Source organism: Rothia sp. HMSC069C01 (assembly GCF_001814655.1).
Taxonomy (GTDB): Bacteria; Actinomycetota; Actinomycetes; order Actinomycetales; family Micrococcaceae; genus Rothia; species Rothia dentocariosa.
This window is the reverse complement of sequence record NZ_KV817379.1, coordinates 105,390-117,503: the sequence shown is the minus strand read 5'-3', so window position 1 is coordinate 117,503 and position 12,114 is coordinate 105,390. Positions and strand designations below refer to the sequence as shown.

General features: G+C 59.5%; 10 protein-coding genes. 6 read left to right on the top strand and 4 right to left on the bottom strand.

The window, feature by feature from the left end:
* Positions 1 to 636: an NAD(P)-dependent oxidoreductase gene (locus HMPREF2981_RS01110; RefSeq protein ID WP_070660051.1), complete on the top strand. Its 636-nt coding sequence runs from the start codon at positions 1 to 3 to the stop codon at positions 634 to 636.
* 396 nt (positions 637 to 1,032) lie between these two features.
* On the opposite strand, the gene HMPREF2981_RS01105 is transcribed toward HMPREF2981_RS01110, so the two are convergent.
* Positions 1,033 to 1,710: a Crp/Fnr family transcriptional regulator gene (locus HMPREF2981_RS01105; RefSeq protein ID WP_004005489.1), complete on the bottom strand. Its 678-nt coding sequence runs from the start codon at positions 1,708 to 1,710 to the stop codon at positions 1,033 to 1,035.
* A 371-nt stretch (positions 1,711 to 2,081) separates the two neighbouring features.
* On the opposite strand from HMPREF2981_RS01105, the gene HMPREF2981_RS01100 reads away from it, so the two are divergent.
* Positions 2,082 to 3,275, top strand: a complete 1,194-nt coding sequence (locus HMPREF2981_RS01100) for a MarP family serine protease (protein WP_070660048.1) — start codon at positions 2,082 to 2,084, stop codon at positions 3,273 to 3,275.
* Positions 3,276 to 3,469: 194 nt separating this feature from the next.
* Here the strand turns inward: HMPREF2981_RS01100 and HMPREF2981_RS01095 are convergent, their stop codons facing one another.
* Both HMPREF2981_RS01095 and aroQ read right to left on the bottom strand, forming a co-directional pair.
* Positions 3,470 to 4,222: an SDR family oxidoreductase gene (locus HMPREF2981_RS01095; RefSeq protein ID WP_070660045.1), complete on the bottom strand. Its 753-nt coding sequence runs from the start codon at positions 4,220 to 4,222 to the stop codon at positions 3,470 to 3,472.
* 133 nt (positions 4,223 to 4,355) lie between these two features.
* Positions 4,356 to 4,799, bottom strand: a complete 444-nt coding sequence (gene aroQ / locus HMPREF2981_RS01090) for a type II 3-dehydroquinate dehydratase (RefSeq protein ID WP_004005487.1) — start codon at positions 4,797 to 4,799, stop codon at positions 4,356 to 4,358.
* A gap of 111 nt (positions 4,800 to 4,910) precedes the next feature.
* Between aroQ and nth the strand changes: the two genes are divergently transcribed.
* Positions 4,911 to 5,837 carry an endonuclease III gene (gene nth, locus HMPREF2981_RS01085; RefSeq protein WP_070660042.1) on the top strand — a complete coding sequence of 309 codons (927 nt, stop codon included), beginning with the start codon at positions 4,911 to 4,913 and terminating at the stop codon, positions 5,835 to 5,837.
* Positions 5,830 to 6,597, top strand: a complete 768-nt coding sequence (locus HMPREF2981_RS01080) for an NUDIX hydrolase (protein WP_070660039.1) — start codon at positions 5,830 to 5,832, stop codon at positions 6,595 to 6,597. The genes nth and HMPREF2981_RS01080 overlap by 8 nt, the downstream gene beginning before the upstream one ends.
* 65 nt (positions 6,598 to 6,662) lie before the next feature.
* Here the strand turns inward: HMPREF2981_RS01080 and HMPREF2981_RS01075 are convergent, their stop codons facing one another.
* Positions 6,663 to 8,615 (bottom strand): bifunctional 3'-5' exonuclease/DNA polymerase, encoded by a 1,953-nt coding sequence (locus HMPREF2981_RS01075; RefSeq protein ID WP_070660036.1) that lies wholly within the window; start codon positions 8,613 to 8,615, stop codon positions 6,663 to 6,665.
* A 254-nt stretch (positions 8,616 to 8,869) separates the two neighbouring features.
* On the opposite strand from HMPREF2981_RS01075, the gene HMPREF2981_RS01070 reads away from it, so the two are divergent.
* Positions 8,870 to 10,669, top strand: a complete 1,800-nt coding sequence (locus HMPREF2981_RS01070; RefSeq protein ID WP_070660034.1) for a TadA family conjugal transfer-associated ATPase — start codon at positions 8,870 to 8,872, stop codon at positions 10,667 to 10,669.
* Positions 10,666 to 12,090 (top strand): type II secretion system F family protein, encoded by a 1,425-nt coding sequence (locus tag HMPREF2981_RS01065; RefSeq protein ID WP_070660030.1) that lies wholly within the window; start codon positions 10,666 to 10,668, stop codon positions 12,088 to 12,090. The genes HMPREF2981_RS01070 and HMPREF2981_RS01065 overlap by 4 nt, the downstream gene beginning before the upstream one ends.
* The last annotated feature ends 24 nt before the right edge of the window (positions 12,091 to 12,114 follow it).

Sequence of the window (12,114 nt, the reverse complement as noted above, 5' to 3'; positions counted from 1 at the left end):
ATGAAAATTTTAGTATCTGGTGCTACCGGAAACGTGGGTCGTTTGGTCGTGGAACAGGCGCTTGCGCGTGGTCATGAGGTAGTTGCACTTGCCCGGAATCCGCAGAATCTTCAGCTTGAACACCCGAACCTAACCACGGGCGCTGTAGATATTCTTGATGCTCAGGCCCTCAAACCCTGGCTTCAAGGCGTAGATGCGGTCATTAGTACCGTAGGGATTGGCACCTCGAAAACGCCGACAACCCTTTACTCTGCCGGGACAAACAATCTTCTGGACGCCATGCAAGAGCATGGGGTATCACGTTTGGTTGTGATCTCTTCGGAGGTCGCCGAACATTGGGCTCATCAAGGGCTCTTCAAGCTCTGGGTGGTATTGCCGCTGCTACAACACTTTTTGGGCGCGACCTACGATGATATGCGGCGTATGGACGTGGTGTTGTGGGAAAGCACCGCGCAGTGGACGGCGGTGCGTGCCCCTCGCATTCAGCCGATGAAAGCTAAAGGTTCTTATCGGCTAGATGCCCACAAGCCGCTTCGACGCGGCTGGATGATTACCCCTGCAGATATGGCTACTGCGTTGCTCGATATTGCCGAACGTGAGGACCTGAACCGACAGCATGTCTATGTTGCTAACTAGGAGATACCTCGCGAAGAACCGTCTGGGCACGTGCACACAGGGAAGACGTTTATCCCGGTGGGATACTCATCATTCGCTTTACAAGGGGACCCGTATCGCCTGGAGGCGATCCACCCTTAGACGCTTATGACGAGTATCCCATCGGGAACGTCTGGCTTCCCGCACTCTTGCTTGGGCTCAGGAGGATATCCGCAACGAGCGCCTAAGGCTGTCATCCACGGCAAAGCGAAGCGGCATCGAGGATGACTGGTCGCCTTGTCAAGCGAGTGTGGAGTATCCTCCTGAGCCTTGGAACTGATTCGATGCAGAGCACGCAAAAACCGCATCCGAAATCGTTGAATAACACGACGTATCGGATGCGGTTTTCTGTAAAGACTTTGTGCGCTGTCAGAGAGCTTAGCGCGAGCGTTGGCGCAGTCGCGGCAAATCGAGAATCACGACTGCGCGAGCCTCTAGGCGAATCCAACCGCGGGAGACGAACTCTGCCAGTGCCTTATTAACGGTCTCGCGGGATGCACCGACAAGCTGTGCCAGCTCTTCCTGGGTGAGTTCGTGGGCAACAAGGATGCCGTCGGTTGCGGGGCGCCCAAAGCGGTCTGCAAGGTCGAGGAGAGCCTTAGCGAGGCGACCGGGGACGTCGGAGAAGACGAGGTCTGCCAGCGCTTCGTTGGAGTGGCGCAGGCGGCGTGCCAGGGTTTTGATAACCTGGTCGGAGATGCTGGGATCCTGTCGCTGTGCACGTTTGAAGGATTCGTGCTTGATAGCAGCCAGGCGTGTTTCGGAAACCGCTACGGCATTGGTGGAGCGGGGCGATGGGTCGAAGAGCGCCATCTCGCCGAAGACGTCACCGGGTCCCATGAGTGCAACCATGTTTTCGCGCCCATCTGCGGCGGTGCGCCCGAGCTTGACCTTGCCGGAGAGCACAGCAAAGAGCTGGTCGCCCTGATCGCCCTCGTAGAAGAGCACGGCGTTGCGGGACAAATCAATTTCTTGGATATCGTCTGTAAGCAGCTTGAACGCGGCGTCATCGAGAGTCGCGAAAAGCGGGGAACGACGAAGGATATCGAGATCCATAGTTACTCCTTGAGTGGGATAGCGGGCGATTCTTTCGCTCGAAAATCTGTGCGTCACACGGTCGCATCTGCGAGACGGATACGATGTGAACCGCATCGCTGGTGTGTGACATATTCAACTAATACTAATACTGAGCGTACCTCATATTTTTTATTTCCGCATCTAAAAAACAACATCCAGGAGGAAAAGTTTTCTGCGCTTACGGGGAAAACTTAAGAAATTCACAGCTTCGCACTCTAGCATCAGCATGTACAGTGTGAGAGGGCGTTGAGCAGCGCACGAACTCTTCGACTTCTCTCATGCTCAGGCGTGCCTTCCGGACGCGCCGTGCGGATTCACCGCATTTTATGTATTCACCAAGGAGGACGCTCATGCCAGCAACTTTTAGCCCCCTTGACATTATTATTCCTGTCATTCTCGTGCTTTATTTCATCGCCGGTCTGCGCAGTGGCTTCTTCACCACGCTAGGCACCTTCATCGGTCTTGCTCTAGGCGTATGCGCCGCCGCGTGGCTCATCCCGCTTGCCGTTGCGGCTGTGGGGTCTAAATGGGGGCTGATTACCGCTATCGGTATCCTGATCCTCTGCCTAACGCTGGGGCAGTGGTTGGGACTCATTGGCGGCCACAGCCTGCGCCGCGTCACAGATATAACCCCGCTTAAAGGCGTGGAACGTTTCTTTGGCGGCGTGCTCAATGTTGCCGCCTGCGCGCTTGTGCTCGTGGTTTTGACGCTCACGATGCGCACCGTACCCCTGCCGCAGTTCAACGCCGCGTTGAACAACTCAAAGACCCTCTCATGGATGGTCGAGAACACCCCGGATGGTCTGCGCAACGGCATCGAAAATATTCGTAACGATGTGCTCGCATCCGGCACTATTCCCGAGGTGCGCCAGCTGATCGCCCCGGAAACCAGCGCGCCAACCCAGGGCGTAGAGACGGAGGCGCTCGATAACGCCTCTGCCTCTGTTGTGCAGATTCTTGGCGCCGCCGAACAGTGCGGATACACTTCAACCGGTTCCGGGTTCGTGGTGGATCATGGGCTTATCGCAACGAACGCACACGTGCTTTCGGGCGTGAACTCGCCTATGGTGAGGGATCAGCGCGGGCGCACCTGGCAGGGCGAGGTGGTCTATATGGATACCGCCCAGGATCTTGCCTTTATCCGCGTGCCCGGGATGAACCTGGATCCGCTGCCGATCGGCAGGAACGCTAATCCTGGCGAGACCGTAACCTTCATGGGGTACCCCCAGGGTGGACCGTTCAAGGCGCTCCCTGCGACCGTGCAGGGTGTGGGCAATACCCAGACCATTGATGTAGAGACCGGTAAGCCTAACCCGATGCGCCAGGTCTACCAGCTTGCCGCAGATGTGCAGCACGGTAACTCCGGCGGGCCTGTTCTTGACGAGAACGGTAACGTTGTGGGTGTGGTCTTCGGTAAAGCTCCCGACGGTGAAAGCAGCACGGGGCAGACCGGTTATGCGATAACCGCATCTACTCTGAAGCAGGCGCTTGAGGCTGGCGGCAGCAACACCGCTTCCGTGGCGACCGGAACCTGCAAGAACTAACTGCTGTAACACGATAAACGCATAATGTTATCGCTGGGTAACTGTGCGATGACAACCAAGATATAAGGTGCCTCACGTATCCTTACCATTGGATGCGTGAGGCACCTTATGTGTACCCGCCTCACCGCTCGACGCAGTGGCCCTACGACGAACTTTCTCGGCTCTACTCCGACTCTAGATGCTGTGCCAATACGTCACCTGTTTGTGGGTGTCTGATCCTCCGCCCACTGAGCGACCATGGGCCCAAGTAACTCTGCATTCTTGGGGGCAAGCAGAACACCCTCAGCGAGCGCATCTAAGACAGGATCTACAACGCTTACTTTTCGACGATCACCTATGGCGTGCAGGTAGGTTTGGGTCAGTTCTGGAAGCCGAATTTGCTCGGGCCCAGCGATCTGCCGGTTGCGCGGGCTTTCGGCTGCAGTTTGAACAAGTACCTTAGCCACAGTCTCCACAGCGATGGGTTGAATCAGCCAGTTTTGAACCTTCACGTTGGTCTCGGTCTGTGTGACGGCTGCAGGGTTAAGAGCGAACTCCATCCACTGCGCAGAACGGACGATAGAGTGCGGAAGGGAACTGTCTTCTAAAACCTTCTCCTGCGCTCGCTTGGCGAGATAGTAGTCAAAATCGTCGAATGCGGGGTGGTCAATATTGCAGATGGAAAGGTGAACCAGATGCTGTACCCCAGCATGCTGGCAGGCTTTCTCTAGGGTTTTGGTAACGTCTGAAAAAGTATCAACCAGGCTGGCCGCGGGGTCTGCTGGAAAAGCGTTGGACGTGTCGATGACCACCTGGGCGCCGTTCAGAGCCTCAGCTAGTCCTTCTCCGGTATGCAGATCAACGCCTGTGGCACGAGAGAGAGCAATGACCTCGTGACCTGCTTGCTGGGCGGCGTGAGCGGTGGCGCGACCAGCTGTTCCGGTGGCACCTACAAGAGCGATCTTCATGTGTCCTCCTTAAGAAATCCTTCAGGGGCAGGTACACCTTCCCGCTGTGGAATCGAAAAATGCGGGTTGGTTAATCGTAGCTACCCCTAGAACAGAACGTAACCCATCTGGGTGCTTCAATTAACGCAGAAATCTACTCCGACTCTAGATGCTGTGCTAAGAAATCTACCGCCATCACGTACCCGTAGGCGCCTGCCCCGGCGATCACCGCTGTTGCCTGCGGGGACACATACGAATGATGCCTAAACTCCTCGCGTCGGTGCACATTCGAGAGGTGAACCTCGACGACGGGCAGCTCGGCGGCCTCCAGCGCATCGTGAAGCGCCACCGACGTGTGCGTGTACGCCGCCGGGTTGATAATAATCGCCGCGCCACGGGTGCGTGCACGCTGAATCTCATCCACCAGCACACCCTCATGATTGGACTGCATAAACTCAATATCGAAGCCGTGCAGGGCGGCGCGCTCGCGCACCATCAGTTCAATATCGTGCAGGGTTGTGTACCCGTACACCTCGGGGCGACGCTGCCCCAGCAGATTCAGATTAGGGCCGTTCAGAACAAAAATCGTTGCAGACATACCCCTAGTGTGGCATATTTACCCGCTCAAAAGCGGCAGAAACCGTGCGGTAACGGCGAACTTCGGTACCCCTAGCTGGGAAAAGCAGACAAAAAACGGTAGGCTCGCGCTATGAGCGCATCCGCACCGAAAAGCACTACCGACACAGCCCCAGAGCTACAGCTCACCGAAGAAGAACGTGAGCTGCTAAGCATCCGCACCGTGCCCGAGTTTGAGGCAGCACAGGCGGCACGCCGCCGCGCGAAAGCACTCGCCAAAGCCCCCGAAAGTCACCTTGCCACCGTGCGCCGCGCCCGCAAAATTAACCGCATCCTGGGTGAAACTTACCCCTACGCCGTGGCTGAACTCGACTTCACGAACGCCTTTGAACTGCTGATCGCCACAGTGCTCTCGGCGCAAACTACCGATGTGCGCGTCAATCAAGTAACCCCGGCGCTCTTCGCCCGCTACCCGGATGCGCCTGCCCTCGCCGCAGCCACCGAAGAAGATGTCGAACCCTATATTCAATCCCTCGGGTTCTACCGCGCCAAAGCGAAATCTATCGTCAAACTCGCCCGCCAGCTCACCGACGACTACGACGGAGAAGTGCCCGGAACACTCGATAAACTGGTAAAACTGGCAGGAGTCGGGCGCAAAACCGCAAACGTGGTACTCGGCAACGCTTTCGGGGTACCCGGGCTGACCGTCGATACCCATTTCGGCAGGCTCGCGCGGCGCATGGGATTCACCACCGAAGACGATCCCGTCAAAATCGAACACGATGTTGCCGAGCTTATCGAACCGCGCGAATGGACCGACTTCTCACACCGCATGGTCTACCACGGGCGGCGCATCTGCCACGCCCGCAAACCCGCCTGCGGGGTCTGCCCCATCGCCGACCTGTGCCCATCCTGGGGTGAAGGCGAGACGGACGAAACCAAAGCACGTAAACTCATGAAATATGAAATGGCACCCGGTCGTGAACGCCTGCATCTGCGCTTCCTCACCGGTGCCACACGCCGCCAACTGCACGCCGAAGGATACCCGCTGAGTGCTTAACACCCTGAACACCGCCGCCGAACAAGCCCGCAATGCACTCGCGAACCTTGCCGCAGGAAAACTTGATTTCAAGATAGACTCCCTCATGCGGTACGCGCCCAATAGTACGCTCTCCAAAGAGGCAGCAGTGCTCGTTCTCTTCGGAGTACTCGATGATGAACCGAGCGCATCCGCAGACTTTGACGGATGCCCAGAGTGTGTGGGAGAGAACCTGGACGTTCTGCTTTTGGTGCGGGCGGATACTCTGCGCTCACACGCCGGTCAGCCTGCATTCCCGGGCGGCAAAATCGACCCCGAGGATTACGAACTGGCGCGCCAGCAGGGAGTTCCGGTAGGGCGCATCGCCGCCCTGCGCGAGGCTGTGGAAGAGACCGGGCTTGACCCTGCGGGTGTTGAAATTCTGGGGGAGCTGCCGACCCTGCCGCTTGCCGTGAGCGATTTCAGGGTGACCCCGGTGCTGGGGTGGTGGGCTTCACCCACGCGGGTTGGCGTGGTCGATACGAACGAGTCTGCCCTGATTGCGCGGGTGCCCGTGCGAGATTTGCTCAACCCCGCCAACCGGCATACGGCATATGTGAAGCGCGGGCGCATAACCCATAAAACCCCGGCGTTTGAGGTCGTGCACTCTAGCGGTGATGCGCGGGTCGAGTTCACCGTGTGGGGGTTCACCGCGATCGTGCTCGATAAGATTTTTGATGCGCTCACCTGGACAGTACCGTGGGATGCTTCGGTACTTAAACCTGCGCCCGCATCTGGGTAAGCAGCCGTTGGCGGGTGTCTAAAGGCTCGCGGGAGGGAAGAGAAACGAGCGTAGGCGGCGTGGACCTATTTACCTTCGGCATAGTTGGTTGTGACCGTCACTGAGACCGGGAATTCCACCGGCACCGTCCCGAAAAGCAGGCGCGCCGCCTCTGCAGCAGACTCCCGCAGAATCCTCTCGACACGCTCCGCCTCAAGCTTGGGGCCGCACAGCAGCAGCTCATCGTGCAGAAAATAGACAATTTTGGTGCGCATGGGCATGCCGAAAACCGTCTCGGTCAGCAGACGCGAACGCACCCTGCCCATCCAGCACAGCGCCCATTCCGCAGCCGTGCCCTGCACCACAAAATTGCGGGTCATACGCCCGTAAGAGCGCGAAAGTGAGACAGCACGCGACTCCGCCGCCGGGGTAGAACGGTCTGCGACCGTCCGTTTGAAACGTTCGTCTGGGGCGGGTGAGGTGCGCCCCAAAAAGGTGGTGATCTGCCCGCCGACCTCGCCGATGCGCGCCGCACGTTCCGTAAACTCCATCGCACGCGGAAAAAGCTTGGCAACATGCGGCAGCAGCGCCCCAATTTCTCCGCTGCGCCCGCCGTACATAATGGCGAGAAGCCCCACCTTAGCCTGTGCGCGTTCGGTGAGCGCCACGCCCTCAAGCCGGGCGAGTTCGGCGATTCCCGCATACATATCGGTGCCGCGGCCCGCCGATGCCAGCGCCTCGTCGTGGCTGAGCGCCGCCAGGATGCGCGGCTCAATCTGCGAACCGTCAGAAACGAGAAAAACCTCGCCTTCGGGCGCTAGAATTGACGAACGGATCTCGGCGGGAAGCTGCAGAGCCCCGCCGCCGGATGCGCCCCACCGCCCGGTCGCGGCGCCTCCAACTTCAAGATGCGGGCGAAAACGACCGTTGCGCACCCAGGAATCCGCCCAAGACCACCCGTTCGCCGTAAAGATGCGGTACAGCTTCTTGTACCTGAGGATGGGCTCGATGAGCGCCCACCGCCGTTCCCGCTGCGTGGCAGTCTCCTCAGCCCAGCCCTTGAGCACATAGGAGCGGGTACTGGGCACGTTCACCCCGGCGGCGTGAAGCGCGCGTAAAAGTTCCTGCGGGGAATCTGGATTCAGATGGGGCGCGAAAAGGTCGGCACGAATCTGCTCGGCAAGCTCCATCAGCTTGGCGGGATGCTCGCCTTCAGGCGGGCGCGGGCCCAAAATCTCAGTCAAATGGGCATCATGCACGGCGGTGTCAAAGGGAATTCCGTAGTATTCGATTTCTGCCGCAACCAGGGACCCTGCCGATTCCGCCGCCGCCAATAACCGCAGCCTTTCGGGATGCGCACCGGTGGCGATCGCCCGCAGCTGCGCGGTAAATTCGTCAAGATGCCGGTGCACCAGCTCGGTATCCGCCGATGTCAGCGTTGGGGGCGCCGCCTTATGACCAGATACAGTATTTTCTTCCGCCGCCGTCAAAAAGTCGTCCCCGAAAAGCTCGCCCTGACCGGCAATTTGGCGTGCGACGGGCAGCTTACCCGCAGGTTTTTCGACAGTATCCTGCGCCAGGTCGAGAACGGGTTCATAACGAACATGCCCGCTCGGGTGAGTACTCGCGGTGAGCAAAATTCGCTGTACCAGGCGCATATCGTGGCACAGCTGAACTCGCACCCCTTTGCGCAGCAGAATAGGCGCAATCGTGCGGGTGTCAGCCCATATCCAGCGTGCGTGCGGTTGCTTCGACTCGGGGTTAATGCGCGGGTCAGAGCGGCGTTCAACTTCGCGCACATAGGCGGGCAGATTTCCGGTACTCACGCGGTCGGCGCGCAGAATATTGAGCTTCGTGTGCATGCCGGTCAGTTGCGCCGGGGCGAGAGATTCGACGTGAAAAACTCCCCAAAAAGCGGGGGAGGATGGGGAACCATGCCCCGATGTTCCCGTGACCGTGTGGGCACGCGCGGGATGCGCATCCAGCGGAATGACCGAACCGCCGGCGGGCGCATCGAGGGGAACAACGAGAATGTACACATTCCTATTATCGGTGAGAGAACCCCGAATATGCGAAGGCGACGGTGAACGAACCTGTGTACCGGGTTATGCTGTGCGCGGCGCGTCATAGAGCGACATAAAAGCGCGGTGTGCACGCTGGGCGGGCGGAGAGATGGTACGGGAATGGCCTCCTGCCCTGTGGATACCCCGTAAAAGTGTCCCATAGGGCGAAGTTATCCACAGTCTGCTGCTCGGTTGCCGTGCGCATGCGCGAAAACCTGTGAAATAGGGGTATGGCAGCTTTACCTCCTTCACCCCAGGCAGTATTTCGCACCCAAACGGCAGAACACGGCGTTTTCCGAGCATTCTCTCGCGGTGCCGACAGCGCTTATAGATCGAATAGCGCCGAGACAGCAGGCACCGACGGGTTTGCCCCCGAGCAAACAGACTTCGTCACCTGCGGAAACTATGCCCCGCCCGAAACCCTCTCGATTGTTGGCACCTGCATGCCGCCTCAAGAGCTGATGGCACCCGATTTTTCAGCCGAGACGAGAGAGCGCCTGGGGCTCACGCCTATTCCGGTGTTTGAGGATCACCGCGCGCGGCGCATCGCCCGGCATGCCCTCACCTACCTGCTGGCTCGCCCGCCCAGCCCGCACGCCGAGACCGAGCATGCTTCACCCGCTGCTTCGGCAGACGGCGAAAATCCCCGATTGTGGTCGAGTAAAGACCTAACGTTAGCGGTGCAGCAGGCTTGCGAAGAGGAGATGTACGGGGACGAAAACCACGAGTTTCCCGTCGGGCACGAGCCCGACCTCGTATCGCGTGCGTTATCCTGCCTGCACGCCGAACTTTACGGTCTGGGTGCGCTTGAAACTCTCACACATATTCCCGGAATCACCGATATTTACGTGAATTCCCCGCAGGATGTGTGGGTTCAGGCGCACGGACAAACCCAACCGGTAACCCTCACCTTCGAGACTGAGGCGCAGGTACGCCAACTCGCCAACCGTCTCATTAGGGCGCATGGCGGCAGGCTTGATGCGGCGCATCCGGCGGACGACGTGCACGACAACTCCGGTCGGCGTATTCACGCGGTCATTCCGCCGCTGGTCGAGAACACACACCTGTCTATTCGTCTGCCCGCCCAAAGCTGTTTGACACTTACCGCGCTCCGCGAAAGCGGCATGTTTGATGCGGCGACCGAGCAAGCCCTGCGCACCATGATTGCGCGGCGGCAGAACTTCGTCGTCAGCGGGGGAACCGGTACCGGAAAAACCACGCTTCTCAACGCGCTTTTGGGCGAATGCGAAGCCTGGGAACGCCTCATGATCCTGGAAGATACCCCGGAACTGAGCCCGCAGCATCCGCATACGGTGAGCCTCAAAACCCGTGCCGCGAATGCCGAAGGCGCCGGAGAGATCACGTTGGGAGACCTGCTGGTGCAAGCTCTGCGTATGGCACCGGATCGGCTTATGGTGGGGGAGTGTCGCGGCTCTGAAATCCTGCACCTGCTTAACGCCATGAACACCGGGCACCAGGGCGCAGGTACAACGCTGCATGCGAATTCCGCGTTTGCTGTGCCGCATCGTCTTGCCGCGCTGGGCGCGCTCGCCGGTTTGGATGAACGCACCGTTGCCCTGCACGCTTCTACCGCATTTGACCGCATTATTCACCTGGAACAGGTGCAGGGCGTGCGGCGGATTGCTGGAATTTACCGGCTTGACCTGCGCCAGGATGCGCTGGTGGTAACGCCGTGCGGGCCTGAGCCTGCGGGTGAACTCTTGGCGGACGAAGGCTCAACGGCAGACAATTCGGCGGGTGGCGCCCTACCTGAGGGTAACGGGGAAAACTTACCGCCGAGCTCTCCCAGGGACGCTATTTCACCGGATAGGCACGCTGCCCATGCACGCTCGGCAACCGCGCAGCCCGCACACGAACACCGCGGCGCAACCCCCGAAACGCAGACTACACCGACCGCATGTACCTATGGATACGACCCCGGGGTTCGCACCGATTCTGATGTTCCGCCCTACACAACCGCACCACGGGAACAAACCGACCGTAGTAGCCAGGAAGGAGAGGAACTATGAGCCTGATGGTGGATCATAAGACGCGCGCCGCCGGTTCGTCTCAGAGAAAGGCGCGTAAAAACGCAGACGACAGCATGGCATTTGGCGAGTATCTGCCCGCCACAACACAGCCTCGGCTAAAGACACGGTTTCAAAGGCTTATCCCGTCGACTCCACCAACCTCAACCGAGATGCGTCTATGGCCGCAAGCGTTGCGCGGTATATCTGCAACCCTGGATGCGGGTCTGAGCCTGCGCGAGGCAACGGCTGAAAACCGTACCCGGCATCCGCCTGGTGTTGACGGCTTTACGGTTCACGGTTCCGCAGCACAAAGTCGGGAAACGGAGAACGCTGATGGGAACGGACCCGAAAAGTCCTCGCTCCTTCGCCGGGCGCTGCACCGGCTGACGGGCAGCAGACGCGAGCGGGCATACCGGCAAACTCAAGACGATATTGACGAGCTATTAGACATTTTGGCCCGTGAAGAACAGCTTGGTTTCGCGGCGGGAACAACCCTGGGCGCCCTTAGCGCGCGGCGAGCACACAGCCGGGAGCGCATCCGCGAACTCGGCCTGTGCTTACGCATGAACGAAACCACCGGCGCACCTCTGGCGCAGACCCTACGGGCTGCAGCCGAACACGCCGAAGAACACCTGGATGCTCTTCTTGGGCGAGAAAGTGCGCTGACGGGACCGAAAACGACCGGCAAGATACTGTCGTGGCTGCCGTTTATCGGGTTGGTGATGGGCTGGCTGATGGGAACGGATCCCGTCGGCGCGCTGACTGGTTCGCTGGCTGGTCTGCTGACTGGTTTTTTGGGCATTACGCTGGCGCTTCTTGGGAGGCGCTGGACGGCTCGGCTTGTGCACCGGGCCGAACGCAGCTCCGTGCTGGCCGAGGAACCCGCGCAGAAGAATGCCCGCGCTCAAGGAACTAGGCGGCGCCGAAGAGAAAAGAAACCGCAGAAAGAACTGGCAGGGTTTAGCGGTTCTGCAGAGACTGAGCCGCTGGATCCGGCACTGATGCTTGAGCTTCTTGCCGCACAATTGCGTGCGGGGCTCGGCCTGACCGGTGCCTTACAGGCTCTTGGCCGGGCACTCGCGCATGAAGAACGGGCAATAAGTGATGCGCTTGAGCACATCACCTTGACCCTGACGGTAAGCGCCGATTGGCAGGCCGCCTGGGACGGTTACGACCATCCACTCTTGCGGGAATTGGCTCGGATCCTGGCACCGGCGTATTCGGCGGGAACACCCAGCTCGGCACTGCTGCGGCACTGCGCGGCAACATATCGGCTTGAAGAGCGCCGGGCGGCAGAGCGCGCATCCGCAAAACTTGCCGTGGCGCTGGTTCTGCCGCTGGGGCTGTGCTCGCTTCCGGCCTTTATCTGCTGCGGAATCATACCGATTGTGATCTCGCTTTTACCGGGGCTGCTGGCCTGAATCCAGTGGGCTTCACCCCGAGAC

Excerpts from the sequence above, each read along its gene's own strand:
- HMPREF2981_RS01110 (WP_070660051.1), top strand. The coding sequence starts at position 1 with ATGAAAATTTTAGTATCTGGTGCTACCGGAAACGTGGGTCGTTTGGTC.
- HMPREF2981_RS01105 (WP_004005489.1), bottom strand. The coding sequence starts at position 1,710 with ATGGATCTCGATATCCTTCGTCGTTCCCCGCTTTTCGCGACTCTCGAT.
- HMPREF2981_RS01100 (WP_070660048.1), top strand. The coding sequence starts at position 2,082 with ATGCCAGCAACTTTTAGCCCCCTTGACATTATTATTCCTGTCATTCTC.
- HMPREF2981_RS01095 (WP_070660045.1), bottom strand. The coding sequence starts at position 4,222 with ATGAAGATCGCTCTTGTAGGTGCCACCGGAACAGCTGGTCGCGCCACC.
- aroQ (WP_004005487.1), bottom strand. The coding sequence starts at position 4,799 with ATGTCTGCAACGATTTTTGTTCTGAACGGCCCTAATCTGAATCTGCTG.
- nth (WP_070660042.1), top strand. The coding sequence starts at position 4,911 with ATGAGCGCATCCGCACCGAAAAGCACTACCGACACAGCCCCAGAGCTA.
- HMPREF2981_RS01070 (WP_070660034.1), top strand. The coding sequence starts at position 8,870 with ATGGCAGCTTTACCTCCTTCACCCCAGGCAGTATTTCGCACCCAAACG.
- HMPREF2981_RS01065 (WP_070660030.1), top strand. The coding sequence starts at position 10,666 with ATGAGCCTGATGGTGGATCATAAGACGCGCGCCGCCGGTTCGTCTCAG.